15 protein-coding genes and 1 tRNA gene are annotated in these 15,187 nt (G+C 70.5%); 6 read left to right on the top strand and 10 right to left on the bottom strand.

Annotated features, from left to right (window positions below; all coding sequences use genetic code 11):
* Both DVS28_RS28480 and DVS28_RS15045 read left to right on the top strand, forming a co-directional pair.
* The gene (locus tag DVS28_RS28480; RefSeq protein WP_164710582.1) at window positions 1-258 is read left to right on the top strand and encodes a hypothetical protein; all 258 of its coding nucleotides are present in this window, start codon (window positions 1-3) and stop codon (window positions 256-258) included.
* A gap of 60 nt (window positions 259-318) precedes the next feature.
* Window positions 319-389, top strand: a tRNA-Cys gene (locus DVS28_RS15045).
* Between the two features lie 51 nt (window positions 390-440).
* On the opposite strand, the gene DVS28_RS15040 is transcribed toward DVS28_RS15045, so the two are convergent.
* The 4 genes from DVS28_RS15040 to DVS28_RS15025 form a co-directional block, all read right to left on the bottom strand.
* On the bottom strand, window positions 441-848 hold the full coding sequence (locus DVS28_RS15040) for a hypothetical protein (protein WP_164710581.1): 408 nt from the start codon (window positions 846-848) through the stop codon (window positions 441-443).
* A gap of 59 nt (window positions 849-907) precedes the next feature.
* Complete coding sequence (locus DVS28_RS15035; protein WP_114592185.1) at window positions 908-2,443, bottom strand: LPXTG cell wall anchor domain-containing protein; 1,536 nt, start codon at window positions 2,441-2,443, stop codon at window positions 908-910.
* Window positions 2,444-2,636: 193 nt separating this feature from the next.
* Window positions 2,637-4,037 carry an ABC1 kinase family protein gene (locus DVS28_RS15030; protein ID WP_114592184.1) on the bottom strand — a complete coding sequence of 467 codons (1,401 nt, stop codon included), beginning with the start codon at window positions 4,035-4,037 and terminating at the stop codon, window positions 2,637-2,639.
* 54 nt (window positions 4,038-4,091) lie between these two features.
* Window positions 4,092-4,520, bottom strand: coding sequence for a hypothetical protein (locus DVS28_RS15025; protein ID WP_114592183.1), 429 nt, complete (start codon window positions 4,518-4,520; stop codon window positions 4,092-4,094).
* Between the two features lie 45 nt (window positions 4,521-4,565).
* Between DVS28_RS15025 and DVS28_RS15020 the strand changes: the two genes are divergently transcribed.
* Genes DVS28_RS15020 through DVS28_RS15010 form a run of 3 tightly spaced genes read left to right on the top strand, consistent with a single transcriptional unit; the run spans window position 4,566 to window position 6,586 of the window.
* Window positions 4,566-5,321 (top strand): PP2C family protein-serine/threonine phosphatase, encoded by a 756-nt coding sequence (locus tag DVS28_RS15020; protein ID WP_114592182.1) that lies wholly within the window; start codon window positions 4,566-4,568, stop codon window positions 5,319-5,321.
* Window positions 5,322-5,324: 3 nt separating this feature from the next.
* Window positions 5,325-6,080, top strand: a complete 756-nt coding sequence (locus DVS28_RS15015) for a 3'(2'),5'-bisphosphate nucleotidase CysQ (protein WP_114592181.1) — start codon at window positions 5,325-5,327, stop codon at window positions 6,078-6,080.
* A gap of 20 nt (window positions 6,081-6,100) precedes the next feature.
* Window positions 6,101-6,586, top strand: coding sequence for an SRPBCC family protein (locus tag DVS28_RS15010; protein ID WP_114592180.1), 486 nt, complete (start codon window positions 6,101-6,103; stop codon window positions 6,584-6,586).
* On the opposite strand, the gene DVS28_RS15005 is transcribed toward DVS28_RS15010, so the two are convergent.
* The 6 genes from DVS28_RS15005 to DVS28_RS14980 all read right to left on the bottom strand — a co-directional run bounded on the left by DVS28_RS15005 (window position 6,580) and on the right by DVS28_RS14980 (window position 14,572).
* Window positions 6,580-7,269, bottom strand: coding sequence for a DUF1269 domain-containing protein (locus DVS28_RS15005; protein WP_114592179.1), 690 nt, complete (start codon window positions 7,267-7,269; stop codon window positions 6,580-6,582). The two genes, DVS28_RS15010 and DVS28_RS15005, sit on opposite strands and share 7 nt — an antisense overlap.
* Before the next feature lie 31 nt (window positions 7,270-7,300).
* Window positions 7,301-8,716 (bottom strand): choice-of-anchor B family protein, encoded by a 1,416-nt coding sequence (locus DVS28_RS15000; protein WP_114592178.1) that lies wholly within the window; start codon window positions 8,714-8,716, stop codon window positions 7,301-7,303.
* A gap of 115 nt (window positions 8,717-8,831) precedes the next feature.
* A complete protein-coding gene (locus DVS28_RS14995) occupies window positions 8,832-10,277 on the bottom strand; it encodes a choice-of-anchor B family protein (RefSeq protein ID WP_114592177.1) in 1,446 nt (481 codons plus the stop codon).
* Window positions 10,278-10,415: 138 nt separating this feature from the next.
* Entirely contained in the window at window positions 10,416-12,371 is a 1,956-nt protein-coding gene (locus DVS28_RS14990) for an acetoacetate--CoA ligase (RefSeq protein WP_114592176.1), read from the bottom strand.
* Between the two features lie 38 nt (window positions 12,372-12,409).
* Window positions 12,410-13,846, bottom strand: a complete 1,437-nt coding sequence (locus tag DVS28_RS14985) for a septal ring lytic transglycosylase RlpA family protein (protein ID WP_164710580.1) — start codon at window positions 13,844-13,846, stop codon at window positions 12,410-12,412.
* A gap of 333 nt (window positions 13,847-14,179) precedes the next feature.
* Entirely contained in the window at window positions 14,180-14,572 is a 393-nt protein-coding gene (locus tag DVS28_RS14980; RefSeq protein WP_114592174.1) for a universal stress protein, read from the bottom strand.
* Window positions 14,573-14,768: 196 nt separating this feature from the next.
* On the opposite strand from DVS28_RS14980, the gene DVS28_RS14975 reads away from it, so the two are divergent.
* Window positions 14,769-15,149: an ACT domain-containing protein gene (locus DVS28_RS14975; protein ID WP_114592173.1), complete on the top strand. Its 381-nt coding sequence runs from the start codon at window positions 14,769-14,771 to the stop codon at window positions 15,147-15,149.
* The last annotated feature ends 38 nt before the right edge of the window (window positions 15,150-15,187 follow it).

Raw genomic sequence — 15,187 nt, 5'->3', positions numbered from 1 at the left:
ATGGACACCTCCACCGCGCTGCTCACCGCCGGGTACGTGGCGGCCGTGCCGACCACGGCCGGCCTGCTGCGCATCGCCTGGCGACGCAACCTACCGCTCTTCCTCCTCCTCGAGGCAGGGGTGGCAGCGATCGTGGCCGGTTGGGCCATGAAGGGCGAGCGGCTTCCCGCGTGGATGAACGCCGGGTTCGGCGTCGGCTTCCTCGCGACGTGGATCGCGGTCGGTCGTGTTCGTCGTCGACGGGAGGCTGCTGGCTGATCGGACGTCATGGGTGTTTGAAGCGCACCCGACGTCGTGTCACACTTCCCCGTCCATCACGGCCCGATGGCCAAGTGGTAAGGCATGCGACTGCAACTCGCTTATCGCCGGTTCGATTCCGGCTCGGGCCTCCCCTCGAAACCCCCGCCCCGGCGGGGGTTTCGCCGTTCGGGCAGCGTCCGTCAGTCGTCGACTCGGACCGGGACCTCGTCGATGTCCCTGTACAGGTCGCCGTGACCTATGGCATCGCGGATCTCGGTCAACCGCTCGAGGTCGTTGTCGTAGGCGATCACGATCCAGTCATCGCCCACGATCCATGGTCCGCCGCCCGTGCGGGTGCCTCGGAGTGCCCCGGCCGGGTCGGCGGTGAGGACCACGGTCAGGTCGGGGCTCGCGTGGACACCCGTGGACTCGTCGGCATCGGCGTCCGGCGAGACCGGCTCGGTGGGACCGACACAGGTCACGATGTCGGGCAGGGGGTTGCGGCGCTCGACGCACTCCACGAGCCCAGCGGCCTCCAGATCGTTCAGGAGGCCGTCTGCGGACTCCGGCGTCCATGGGCCACCACACGCGCCCAGGAGCCCGGACAACGCAACAGCGACGACCCAGGGGGTCGTCGCTGCTGACAGCCGTGGTCGGCTCAGGAGATTCAGCTCCGTCGGCGACGGAGGCCGAACAGCGCGGTCCCACCGATGCCCATGAGCATCAGCGCGGGCACCAGGAACGAGGTGCCGCCACCCGTCGCCGGCAGGCCGGTCTGGGGGGTCGGGGTCGGCGTGGGGGTCGGCGGGGTCACCTGGGTGAACCCGGCAGCCGCGCCCGCCTCGGACCGAGCCAGCGAGATCTCGACCTGGCCCTGGCCGTCAGCGCGGAGCAGGGAGACGTCGGCACCGGCAGCCAGGACGCCGACCCCGAGGTTGTCCTCGCTGAAGGTCTGGCTGGTGCCGCCGAGGGTGATGCAGGTCTCCAGGGGTGTGCCCTCGAGGATGCAGGTGGTCTCGGTGCCCGTCTCCAGGTTGATCACGAAGCCGCCGGAGTCCTCGTCGGCCTGCATGTACATCGACCGGGGGAGGATGTCGTCCAGCGGGCCGCCCTCCTCCTCGGTGGTGGTCGCCGTCGGGGTCGCGGTCGGCTCCTCGGAGCCGCCGCCGCCCAGCAGGCCCGTGATGGGCTCGGGCAGGAGGTCGGTGATCTCCTCCGGCAGCAGGTCCAGCAGGTCCTCCAGCGGCAGGCCCTCGGCCTCGCCCGGGTCCAGGTCCGGCAGGGCGTCGAGGATGCCCGGCAGCAGCGTGATCTTGGCGATCGACGCCGATGCGTCGGCGGTGGCCGGGTTGGTGCCGTCGGCGGTGGCGACCGCGGTCGAGCGACCGACCTCGATGACCGCGATGCCCTCGGGCAGCAGCGGGGTGGACTCCGGCGTCGGCAGGAGGGTGATGATGACGCCCTCGGTGGCGGCCGTGGAGGTGACCGTGCCGTCGTCGAAGGTGGAGTTGGACGTCGACTGTCCGCCCTGGATGCGCAGCAGCGGGCCGGCAGCCAGGTCGTCCAGCAGGACGGTCAGCTGGTCGGTGACGCCGCTGACGATGCCCGTCGGGTCGCCGTCGGCGAGGGGCTGCAGCGCCTCGGCGATCTGTCCGAGGCCGTCGTTGAGGGGCCCCGTGAGTTCAGCGGGGAGCTGGCCGACGACGGTCTGGGTGAGGGTGACGTCGACGGTCAGGCCGTTGGCGGTGCCGTCAGCGGCCGGGCCGCTGGTCGTGGTGGCCGTGGCCGCACCGATCACGCCGTCCAGGGCGCCGGCGAAGGCGTCCAGGTTGGCGACCTCGACCGACGCGGTGGGCTCGCCACCGGGAGTGGTCGACGTCGCCGTCTCACCGAAGGGCTCCGCCACACCGGCAGCGGTGGCACAGGCCAGCCCGGTGCAGGTGTCGGTGGTGTCGGACGCCACGTTGGTGGTCGTCACACCCGCGCGCAGGCCCTGGCCGGCGATGGTCAGGGCGAGGCCGCGGGTCGAGGTGCGACCGGCGTAGATCTGCTGGGGCGTCGTGGAGGTCGTGGCCGCCGTCGTCGCCGTGGGAGTCGGCGTCGGGGTCGGGGTCGGGGTGGACCCGACCGGTAGCTGGGCTCCGCCGGGTACGGCGGGGACCAGCAGCGCCACTGCCAGCGCTGTGAACAGGAACTTCTTCATCGAATCGGCGGACCTTCCGGGGCTCGTCGGAGTCGCATTGTGTGCAGCCTGCGGAGGGGAACTCAACCCCGCGGGACGGGTGTGCGACCCCTGATCGGCCTGAGGATACCCCGGCTCGACACAGAACCGCGTCTGTTCTCGTGGGTGACTAGGACACCTCTCGCGCCGAAATCGCACGCGGCGTGGGCAGGAATCACGCCAAGTACGGCGACGCGTCGATGAACGGCCGTTCCTCCTCGCCCATCGGTGTCGCCGGCGGCGCGCCGAACCAGAACTCCTCGGAGATGGATCGCCAGCGGTTCGTGGCGCCGAGCATCGCCAGGATCGAGTTCACGCCCCACTGGATCCGGTTGAGCACCAGGTAGTCCGGCGGCAGGTTCAGCTTGCGGATCATGTCCAGGTACCCACCCCGTGGGTCCGACGTCGCGGTGATGACGGCACGGGCGAACTCGGCGGTGTAGGTGAACGGCTCGTGGTCGACCACCGGCCGGTTGAACAAGCGGAACCATTCCATCAGCCGCTCGGGGTCCGGACGGGTGCCGGGGAAGAAACCGGCCTCGTCGAAGACGTCCATCAGCGCGGCCGTGTCGTTCTCCCACAGCGGGGCGAGCTGGCGGCGGATCAGCGAACGGGTCTCGGAGCTGAACGCCTTGACCGCCCCGAAGTCCACGAACACGACGGTCCCGTCGCCGGGGAACAGGTAGTTGCCCGGGTGCGGGTCGCCGTTGAACAGCCGGAACCGGTGCAGCGACCCGAAGGAGAACCGGTAGATCGCCTCGGCGTAGCGCTGCTTCGCCTCCTCGGTGGCCGTCTGCAGCATCGTCTCGAACGATGCCCCGCGGACGTAGTCGGCGACGAGCACCCGGGGTCGGCACCAGTCGGCGTGCACGGCAGGGATGCGGACGAACGGATGGCCGTCGTAGCGCTGCGCGAACGCGTGCTGGTACTGCGCCTCCCGCTGGTAGTCCAGCTCGTCGCGCATCCGGTCGCGCAGCTCCGTCATCAGCGGCCTGACCTGCAGGTTCGGGCTGACGACCTTCACGAGGGGGGCCAGCACCTCGGCGTTGTCCAGGTCGTGCTCGATGGCCTCGGCGATGCCGGGGTACTGCACCTTGGTGATGACCTCGGTGCCGTCGGGGAGGGTGGCGCGGTGGACCTGCCCGATCGAGGCGCTGGCCAGCGGCTCGGGGTCCCAGGTGGCGAAGACGTCCTCGGGAGGGGCGCCGTACTGCTCCTCGATCACCTCGGCGATCACCGCGGTGTCCATCGCCGGGGCGGCGGCCTGGAGCGCCGCGAGCTGGTCGCGGTAGGTGTCGCGGACCTCCTCGGGCAGGTCGACGTCGACGAACGAGGCGATCTGGCCCATCTTCATGGCCAGCCCCTTCATCGAGCCGAGCAGTTCGGCAGCCTGCTGGGCCGTGCGGCCATGGAAGGCGTCGGCGGCGTCGTCGTTGCCGGCCATCTGCCGCAGGCGGGCCGCCACCATGCCGACCCCGGCGTTGGCGGAGAACTTCGCGAGGTCACCCGCCCGGCTGGCCCGGCTGCCAAGGGCAGGGGAGGGGGCCTTCGGGTCGTCGTCGGGGTTGCGTGCCATGTCGCGAGTCTGCCCCGCTGGCCGCCGTGCACCCGAACCGAACGGCCTGGGCCGTCAGCGAAGCTGCCGTTCGGGCTGTAGGATCCCGCCGTCGCCGAGCAGCACGTCCACCAGCTTCTGCCCGACCCCGAGCCACCACGCTGCGGCCAGGCCGACGAGGACCACGAGGCCCACCACCAGCCGGGGGCCGGAGACGAGGTCGACCCGGCTGCCACGCGACCCACCGAGCAGCGGCAGGACCAGCCATCCCGGCGACGTGGCGCCGATCCCGACCATGCCGGCGCTCCACGCCACCCCGAGGGACAGCTGTCCGAGCACGATGATGCCGGCGGCGAGCTGGCCCACCACGATCACCCCTCGGGCCAGCTGGCCGATCGCCACGACACCCGTGGCCACCTGCCCGATCGCGATCACGCCGACGGCGTGCTGACCGACCGCGACGAACCCCTCTGCCTCCACGCCCACGTCCAGCCACTTGATCATGGCGGCATTCTTCCACCTTCTCCGACGGCCACTACCCTTCGGGCCATGGACGCCATCCTGCTGGGCCGCGACTTCACCGACGTCGGCGTCGTGGAGGTCCTGACGCCTGCCGACGACCTGGCGATCGGGATCACCCGCGGTCCCCATCCCAAGCGCTACGAGTACGTGGACCCCAACGAGGACGTCGTGGCGGTCGTCCGTGAGGGCGGGGTGACGGCGTTGGTCGTCGCCGACGGCCACAACGGCCACGAGGGCAGCCATGCGCTGGTCGACGGGCTGCTCGACGCGCTGCCCGACCCGCTGCCGGCTCGGCTCGACAAGCGCCCCGCGGTCATCGCGTTCCACGAGGCCAACGAGCACATGCGGGCGGTCCGTCGCCAGCTGACCGGTCCCAGCCGCGGCACCAGGTCCACGATGGTGCTGGCGATCGTCGCCCGCGGTGACGACGGCGCCGGGACGCTGGAGACCGCTGGTGTGGGCGACTCCGCGGTCATCGTCGTGCGGGACGGCGTGGCCACCCAGGTCACCCGCGACCGCCACCGGTTCATGGGGGACCGGCTGAGCGCCCCCGAGATGGCCGGTTCGCTCGACCACTCCGTCACCGAGCTCGTCGACGGCGACGTCGTCGTCGTGGCAAGCGACGGCCTGACCAACTTCACCCACCTGGACGCCATCGGACCGGCCGTGACCGGCCTCGCGCCCGAGGCGGCCGTTCGTGCGCTCGTCGACCTTGCGGGACAGGGAGGCGCGGGAGACAACATCGCGCTGGCCGTCCTCGCCCACACCGCCCGAGGAACCTGACCCATGGCCACTCCCACCGATCATCGCGAGGCGCGACGCATCGCCACCGAAGCCGGCGAGCTGCTGGTGCGCATGCGCGACGCCCATCCCGACCCCGTGTCCCGTCGCCAGGCCCTCAAGGACGCCGGGGACGCCGGCTCGCAGGTCTTCATCGCCGCCCAGCTGCGCGACTGCTTCCCCGAGGACGCCGTGCTGAGCGAGGAGGCCGTCGACACCGACGTGCGGCTGTCGGCGGACCGTGTGTGGATCATCGACCCGGTCGACGGGACCCGCGAGTTCGGCGAGCCGCCACGTGACGACTGGGCGGTCCACGTCGCCCTCTGGGAGCGCGGGAAGGAGCTGACCGCCGGTGCGGTGGCGCTGCCCGCGATGGGCCTGACCCTCGGCACCGACGATGCGCCGATGGTGCCGGCTGCGGTCGACGGGCCCCCGCGGATCGTGGTCAGCCGCACCCGACCGCCGGCCCAGGCCGAACGGGTTCGCGCAGCCCTCGACGGGCAGCTGCTGCCGATGGGCAGCGCGGGCGCCAAGGCCATGGCGGTCGTCCGAGGGGTCGCCGACGCCTATGTCCACGCCGGCGGACAGTACGAGTGGGACAGCGCCGCCCCGGCTGTGGTGGCGCTCGCCGCAGGACTGCACGTCTCGCGCCTGGACGGCAACCCCCTCCGCTACAACCGGGCCGACCCGTACCTGCCCGACCTCATCATCTGCCGGCCCGAGCTGGCCCAGCGGGCCCTCGACGCGCTCGCCGCCGCCTGACCGCGGGACTGGAGACACCCATGCGCGAGGTCACCAGGACCAGCCACGTCGACGCGACCCCCGAGGCCATCTGGCCCGACCTCGTCGACGGGCAGCGGTTCGCGGAGTGGTACGCCTTCTGTGACGAGGTGGAGGAGCCCGCACCCGGCACCCGGGTCCTGCTGGGGTCCTGGGGGTCGCAGCGGTCGGCGGTGACCACCGAGATCGTGACCGCCGAGCAGCCGACTCGGTTCGCATGGCGTCACGTCGCCGAGGAGCTCGACGGGCGACCCGCGCCAGCCGTCGCCATCGACACCACCGTCGAGGTCGTCCTCGAACCCGCTGCCGACGGCGGGACCGACGTCACCATCACCTCGCGCCAGCGCCCGAGGGGCGCGGTGCAGGCCATCGCGCTGAAGCTGCTGGCCCGTCGACAGCTCGGCGGGATGCTCGACCAGTCCCTCGACATGCTGGCGGCCCGCCACGACGGCCGAGCCACCGCCCGCGGGGACGACGAGGGTCAGTAGCCCTCGTCGGTGATGCCGGACGCCAGCGACTCGGTGACGCTGGCCCGGTCGGCCTCGCCGAGCGTGGAGTAGAACAGCGTCGCCGGGAAGCGGCGGAGCTCGGCCAGCGCGTGGTAGCGGTGGGCATCGTCGACCAGCATGAACAGGGCGACCTCGCCCTCGGGCAGCTCGTCGCCGAGCTCCTTCATGCGCTTGTCGGAGATGCCGATGTCCCGCAGCTTGGCCCACAGCCCACCCACGGCAGCACCGAGCGCGCCCCCGATCAGCACGCCGCCGGGCACGAACAGGCCGGCGAGCACGCCCAGCCACAGGCCACCGGAGGCACCCTGGATCGTGTCCAGGTCCTTGGTCTGCTGGATGCGCACCTTGCCACCCGCCTCCTTGGCGACGATGGCGGCATCCTGCAGGCCGAGGCGACCCTTGGTGCGCAGCCGGATGGCGGCCAGCAGGGCCTCCTGGGCCATCAGCGGGTCGCGGAACCGGAGGGCGACGACGCAGCCGTTGCCGGAGGCGATGTCGTCGGCCCGGTTCTCGTCGACCTCTGCCGGGGTCAGGCGCGCCGGCCCCTCGGCAAGGCCCGCTGCAGGGGTGGCTGCGGTCGGGGCGCCGTCGGGGCCGACGGTGGCGGGGGCGCTGCCGCCGGCAGCACCTGCTGGGATGTTCTCGGTGGGGTCGTAGCTCATCGCTGCGGACCCTACCCCTGCATGCGTGTGGCTATTCGATGGTGGAGGTCACGGCATCGTCAAGCTTCAGGAAGAAGATCCCCTCGCCGATGCCCGAGACCACGATGACGCCCGAGTCGAAGTACGGGTAGTTGGACCAGGTGCCGTTGAACGTGGCCGCATCGTCGGCGGGGTAGGTGTCGAAGAACGCCACCTCGTCCCACACTGGCGTGGCGGCGTCCAGCCCGTCCATGTCGATGATCCGCAGGCCGGCGGTGTAGTTGGACTGGTAGGCCAGGCCCTCGTGGGTGTAGTTGTTGTGGTCGATCGACGGGGTGGCCGGGTTGCCGTCGGTGCCGTCACGCATCGCGGTGTGGTGCAGGACCGGGGCGGTCAGGTCGGTGGCGTCGATCACGAGCGTGCGGGTGTGGGTGACGTTGCTCGCCCGCATCTCGTCGAGCTCGTCGTTCATCAGCACGTAGCGGAAGTCCTCGGTGAACCAGCCCTGGTGGGTGTACTGGGTGTCGTCGTAGCCCAGCCGCCCGACAGTCTGCGGGTTGGCCTTGTCGGTCACGTCGACGAAGGACATGTAGTCCTCGGAGAACGTCGCGCAGATCTCGCGGCCGGTGTAGCGGGTGTCGGGGCCGGCGTAGGTGACGCACTGGGCGTCGTGGATGTACTCGTCGCCTTCGTAGCAGCCGGCGTCGACGGGGTTCAGGGGGTCGGCCATGTCGATCATGAACAGGCCACCGTCGCACTCCGAGGCGATGCCGATGCCGCCGATGGGGGTCCGCAGCTTCAGCCCGCCACCGACGATGTAGGCGAAGTCGGTGTCGTCGTTGGTGACGACGTTGTGCTGGCTGCCCGAGCCGGTGAAGATCGCGTCGGGCAGCAGGGGCGTACCCGCCGGGACGGCCGGTGCGTCGACCAGGGCGCTGAGGTCGACGACCTGCATGCCGTGGTTGGGGGCGGACTCCGAGACGATCAGCGCGTGGTCGTTGACGGTCTTGATGTCGTGCCAGATGGCGTGCTGGGCGGCGGTGTTGACGACGCTGCCGAGGTACTCGGCGTCGGTGCCGTCGTTGACCCGGAAGAACGCCGTGCCGTTGGCGTGGCCGATCATGGCGATCTCGGTGCCGGTGTCGGCGTCGGTCCAGCCCCACACGTCGGAGTTGCCGGAGAACACCTGGCCGGTCGGGTCCATCGAGAGGATCCCGCCGAAGTCCGCGGAGGGCCAGAACGCCAGTAGGTCGACGTTGTCGCAGGCGAAGTCCAGCGCCTTGCCGTCCTTGCACGGCACGTCGGTCACCGTGTCGGTGGGGATCTCGGCCGTGGCGGCGTAGCCGGGCTTGTGGACGTGGGCGCGTTGCTCGGCCATCAGCTGCTCGAGCAGCGCCATGGGGTTGGCGGCGGCGATGCCGAGGAGCGCGACGAGGGCGATCAGGACGGAGGACGTTCGACGGGTCATGTCGGGCGGGTTCGACGGCCGTCTGCCGGATTCCTCCCGATCAGCGGAACTTCTGCGGTGAACGCAACGACGCCCCCGGCGGTTGGCGCTGGGGGCGTCGATCGGATTGCTGGCGCTACTCGGCGGGGCCGACGTCGTCCTGCAGCTTCAGGAAGAAGATGCCCTCGCCGATGCCGGACACCACGATCGTGCCGGAGTCGAAGTAGGGGTAGCTGGACCAGGTGCCGTTGAACTCGGTGCCCGGGTTGGCGTCGTCGGCCGGATAGGTGTCGAAGAAGGCGATCTCGTCCCAGTCCGCCTTGCCGTCCTGGTCCTCGTCACGGTCCAGGGAACCCAGGTCGATGACCCGCAGGCCGGACTCGTAGTTGGACTGGAAGGCCATCCCGTCGTGGGTGTAGTTGTTGTGGTCGATGGAGACGGTGACCGGGTTGCCATCGGAGCCATCGCGCTGGAACTCACCGACGAACGTGGGGGCATCGAGGTCGGAGGTGTCGACGACCAGCGTGCGGGTGTGGGTGACCTCGGCGAGCTCCTGCTCGTCGAGCTCGTCGTTCATCAGCACGTAGCGGAAGTCCTCAGTGAACCAGCCCTGGTGGGTGTAGGCGTGGTTGTACTCCAGGGGCGCGCCGATGCGGGTCGGGTTGGCGGCGTCGGTGACGTCCACGATGGACATCTCCTGCTCGGCGAAGAGCAGGCAGATCTCGCGTCCGGTGTAGTCGGTGTCCGGTCCCTCGTAGGTCACGCACTGGGCGTCGTGGACATAGCCCTCGGTGTCGTAGCAGCCCGCCGGCGTCAGCGTCGCGCCCGCCACGAAGTCGAGGATCTCCAGCCCGCCACCGCAGACCGGGTCGACGCCGACGATCGAGCCGCCACCGACGATGTAGGCCCGGTTGGTGTCGTCGTTGGTCACCACGTTGTGCTGGGCGACGCTCAGGGGATAGAAGCCGGTGACAGGCAGCGGCGAGGGGGCCACGACCGCGTCGGGGATGGACCGCAGGAGGGTCATGTCGAAGATCTGGACGCCGTGCGGGACCGATTCCGAGACGATCAGCGCGTAGTTGTCGATCACCTTGATGTCGTGCCAGATCAGCTGGCCGGCGGCGGTGTTGGGGACCGAACCCATGTAGACGGGGTTGTAGGGGTCAGTGACGCGGATGAACGCCGTCCCCTGGGAGTGGCCGATGATGGCGTACTCCTGGTCGTCGACGGTGTCCTCGGTGTCCAGGGTGTCGGTCCAGCCCCACACGTCGGAGTTGCCGGAGATCAAGCCGAGCACGTCGGCACTGGCCACGGCATCGCCGACGGCACCACCGAACGCGGAGGACGGCATGAACGAGAGCAGGTCGATGCCGTCACAGGCGAACTCGCCTGCCATGCCGTTCACGCACGGGATGTCGGACACGGTTTCGGTGGGGATCTCCGCGGAGGCGGCGTAGGCCAGCTTGTGGCCGTGGGCGCGAGCCTCGGCGGTCCAGGCATCGATGTACTGCAGCGGGTTGATGGCGGCGATGCTCAGCAGCGCGACAAGCGCGAGCATCGCCGTGGAGGTGCGACGGGTCATGGTGAGAGGAGCTCCTCGAGGCGGCGGTCGAACAGGGGACCGTCGGGTTGACACCAGGTCCCTCTTGTCCAAGTTCTCGGCGCGCCGCCGAAATCCTTCCCGTCCGCCGGAACTTTCTCGGGCGATCCGTCGACAGGCTCAGCCGAAGAGGTGCCGAAACGCCTCCAGGGCCTCGGGGTTGGTCATCGCGTCGGTGTTGTCGACCCGGTCGCCCTCGATGACCCGACGAACCGCCTTCTCCACCTTCTTGCCGCTGATCGTGTACGGGATGGCCGGCACGGCGAAGACGTGGGCGGGAACGTGCCGCGGGGTTGCCGTCGTCCGGATCGTCTTCCGGATGCGGCCGATCAGCTCCTCGTCCAGCGTCGCCCCGGCGGCCAGGACGACGCAGAGGACCACCTCGACATCGCCGTCATGGGTCCTGCCGACGACGATGCCGTCGGCGATCTCCGCCATCGGCTCGATCGCCCGGTAGATCTCCGCGGTCCCGATCCGCACGCCGCCGGGATTGAGGGTCGTGTCGGATCGGCCGTGGATGACCACGCCGCCCTCGGGGCGCAGCTCGATGAAGTCACCGTGGGTCCACACGCCGGGGTGCTCGGCGAAGTAGGCCGCGCGGTAGCGGCTGCCGTCCGGGTCGTTCCAGAAGCCGACCGGCATCGAGGGGAACGGCAGGGTGCAGACCAGCTCGCCCTTCTCACCGGGCGGCAGCGGCCGACCCTGGTCGTCCCAGGCCTCGACCTTCATGCCCAGGCCCAGGCCCTGCAGCTCACCGCGACGCACCGGCTTGGTCGGGACCCCGCCGGCGAAGCAGCCGATGATGTCGGTGCCTCCGCTGATCGAGGCCAGCGTCACGTCGTCGGCGACGTTGGCGTACACCCAGTCGAACTGCTCGGGGTTCAGCGGGGCACCCGAGGACATGATGGCCCGCAGCGCCGACAGGTCGGCTTCCTCCTTGGGGACCATGTCGAGCTTCTCGCACGCCGACAGGAACTTGGGGCTGGTGCCGAAGTGGGTGACGCCGAACTCGGCGGCCTGACGCCACAGCGCGCCGGCATCGGGTTCGGTCGGGCTGCCGTCGTACAGCACGATCGTGACCTCGCTGGCCAGCGCCGAGGCCAGCCAGTTCCACATCATCCAGCCGCAGGTCGTGAACCACGACAGCACGTCGCCCGGGTGCAGGTCGGTGGACAGCTTGTGCTCGACGAGGTGCTTCACCAGCGTGCCGCCGTGGCCATGCACGATCGACTTGGGCACCCCGGTGGTGCCCGAGGAGTACATGACGAACAGCGGATGGTCGGCCGGCACCTGCACGAAGTCCGGCTCGTCGGGACCGTCGGCCAGCAGGTCGTCCCAGCCGTGCACCGTCGGGCCGTCGACGGTCAGCCCGACGCCGGCGAAGTCGATGACGACGAGATGGGACAGGCCGGGCAGGGCGGCGACCACGTCCGACACCTTTTCCTGCAGGCCGTGGGTGCGGCCGCCGTAGCGGTACCCGTCGGCGACGACGAGCACGGTCGGCTCGATCTGGGCGAACCGGTCGACCACGCCCTGCGCGCCGAAGTCCGGGGACGTCGAGGACCAGATGGCCCCCAGGGCGGTCGTGGCCAGCATCGCCACCAGCGACTCCACGGTGTTGGGTACGAAGCCGCAGACCCGGTCGCCCCTGCCGACCCCCATCGCCACCAGCGACGCCTGCACCCGGGCGACGTCGCGCCGCAGGTCGCCGACGGTGAACCGGCGGGTCTGGCGTCCCTCCGCAGCCGAGATCACGGCCAGCCGGTCGCGATCGCCCCGCAGCAGGTTCTCGGCGTAGTTCAGCCGCGCACCCTCGAACCAGGTCGTGCCCGGCATCGCCGGGTCGCCCATGATCGCCGTCGGCTGCTCGCTCGCGACCACCCCGCACCAGCGCCACACGTGGGCCCAGAAGCCGGGCAGGTCATCGACCGACCAGCGCCACAGGGCCCGGTCGTCGAAGCTGCCGTCGGCGCCCCGCGGCAGGTCCACGGGAGCGTCGGCGGCGAAGGCGGTCAGGTTGGCGCGGTCGATCCGGTCGGTCGACGGCGTCCACAGGACGTCGGGGGAGTGGCTCATCGAGCGATGAGCCTAACGGCCCGTCGCCGCTCGAGCCCCTACGGGGAGGAGAGGACCTCGACCCGGACCGGTACGACACCGTCGTCCATCATCTGCAGCTCCTGGGCCGCACCGTAGGAGACGTCGAGGACACGGTCGTCGGCGTAGGGACCACGGTCGTTGATCCGCAGGTCGACCTGACGGCCGTTGTTGAGGTTCGTGACCCGGATGATCGTGTCGAACGGCAGGGTCCGGTGCGCGGCGGTCATGCCGTACATGTCGAACGTCTCGCCGTTGGCGGTCTGGTTGCCGTTGAGGCCGGGACCGTAGTAGGACGCGTCGCCCTCGAAGGTCTCGTTGTCCTCCTCGGCGGCTGCCGGCTGCACGGGCTCGGCAGGAGCGGGCTCGGGGGCCGCAGCAGGTTCGGCCGGGGGCTGCTCCTCACGCGGCTGGGCGGGGGAGGGCTGACCCTGCAGCGCCGCGTCGAGCTGCGCGAGGACGTACTCGTCAGCTGCGGCGGGGCCACCGACGACGACACCCATGGAAAAGCGGTCGGCGTGGTCGCGCAGGAACCGCTCGCTCGTGCCGGGCAGCTTCTCGGTCGGGGGCACCAGCAGCAGCGGTGCGCCCAGGCTGGCCGCAAGCGACCCGGCGGACAGGGCGTCGGGGAAGGCACGACCCGAGGCGAAGACGGCGGGCTGCTCGGTGGAGTCGAACCTCGCCAGGGCATCGCTGGCGAGGGCCACGGAGGTCTCGTAGCGGTTGTCGCCGGTCACCCGACGGGTCGCGTAGCCCAGCATGTGGAGGTGGGCCTCGACGTCGTCATCGATGACGCTGTCGTCACCGAGGATGATCACGTCGGTCGCGCCGATGATCTCCAGCGCCTCCTCGGTCTCCTCGGGCAGCGCGTCGGAGCGCGTCAGGACCGTCGGGATCCGGTCGGGCGTGGCGGCCAGTGCGCCGGAGGCGACGGCGTCGGGCCAGGCACGATCCGGATCGTTGTGCTCCCCCAGGGCCAGCACGACCTCGCCGGTGGCAGAGGAGCCGGCCGCACGGACGATCTCGCGGGCGGTCCCGTAACGGCTGGTCCCGGCCAGTCGACGGGTCCGCAGGCCCATGTCGGTGAGTGCCTGCTCGACGTCGGCGGAGATCGCCCCCTGTCCACCCAGGATCCACACGGTCGTGACCCCGAGTCGGGCCAGCTCGTCGGCAACGATGCCCGGCAGCGCGTCGCGCCCGGTCAGCAGGACCGGTGCGTTCATGCGATGGGCAAGGGCACCGGCGGTCAGCGCGTCGGGGAAGGCGAAGGCGGTTGCCAGCAGCGCGTCGTTGGCCGAAACCCGGAAGTTCTCGCTGGCCTCGACGGCCGTGGAGATGCGGTCGGGCCCGAACGAGCGGCTGACGACGCTGTCGGCGTGGGCGGGAAGCGCCAGCACGGACAGCAGCAACGTGGCTGCGAGCATGGCGCGCAGGAACGTCGTGAAGTGACGAAGCATGATGTGGGGGTGGGGGGTCGGGGCGCCACCGACTTGGGGGGAAGTACGGCGACGGGTTCCGGCACGTGGGCCGGGGCCCGTGGGGCCAGACCGCATGGCGTGCGGCCCTTCACGGGACAGGGACCCGAGGATGCCGGTCCCCGGGTGCACGAACCAGCGGCCCCACACGGCCCGATGGTCGGTGTACTCATGGCCAGTACGGAACCCTTGACCCCGTGCGCCCAGCGACGTCACTTCGCTGGCACGAGTGGTCTCGGCCTGCTGCCCGGGCCCATCCTGTCCGACCTGCCGCGACTCCAAACGTCCCGACAGGAGACCGCTTCGCGCGTTCGGTCAGGGCTTGACGGCCAGGACCGGGCAGTCCGCGCCGAGGAGGATGTCCTGGGCGTTGGAACCCAGCACCAGCTTCCCCACCGGCGAGCGACGACGGATGCCGATCACGATCAGGTCGACGTGCTCGTCGGTGGCGAACTTGAGCAGGTCGTCACCGGGGGAGTTGCCACGCACCAGCTCACGGATCTCGAAGTCCACGCCCTCGCCCCGAAGGCGGTTCTCGACCTCGTGCAGGGCACGGGTGTACTCCGGCAGGAGGTCCTCGTCGCGGCCACCACCGTGCAGCGAGTGCACGACGACCAGCGTGGCCGACCGCAGCTTGGCCTCGGCGATCGCCGCTTCCAGGGCTGCCTCACCTTCTGGCGTGGTGATGAATCCGACGAGAACCTTCATGGGTGCAGCTCCTCCAGCGTGTGCTGATCAGGGTGATCGTGATCGGTGACGGTATCGCGACGTCGTCCGGTGCACCCGGTCGTTCGGCTGATCGGGCGTGGTTCGTGCCTCCGTCGTGGACCTCGCTGTGCCAGACTCGGGCCGCGCACGAGTCGCGACCGAAAACAACGGTTGGGTGCGTACAGGAGGCAAACCGATGCACAAGGACTTCGTTCTCATCCCCGACGACCAGCCGGGTGTGATGGCCCGTCTCGGCGAGGCGTGTGGTGCGGCGGACATCAGCATCGAGGGGATCAGCGCGTTCACCGGCCAGGGCAAGGGCGTCGTGCACGTGCTCGTGCCGGACGCCGAGCACGCGCTGACGGTCCTCGAGGACGCCGGTCTCGACGTGCGGGCCGCCCGTGATGTGGTGGTGGTCGACATCGCCGATCGGCCCGGTGCCATGGGCGAGATCTGTCGCAAGATCGCCGACGCCGGGATCAACATCGAGCAGGCCTACCTGGCCACCGGCGGACGCATGGTGATGGTCGTCGACAAGGTCGTCGAGGCCCGTGAGCTCGTGGGCGGCACCGACTAGGCAGCACGGCAACACCCTCGTCGCCAACGACGTCGACG

Source organism: Euzebya pacifica (assembly GCF_003344865.1).
In the GTDB taxonomy this organism is placed as follows: domain Bacteria; phylum Actinomycetota; class Nitriliruptoria; order Euzebyales; family Euzebyaceae; genus Euzebya; species Euzebya pacifica.
Note: the sequence above shows the minus strand (reverse complement) of the source record. Positions and strands in the feature narration are given on the sequence as shown.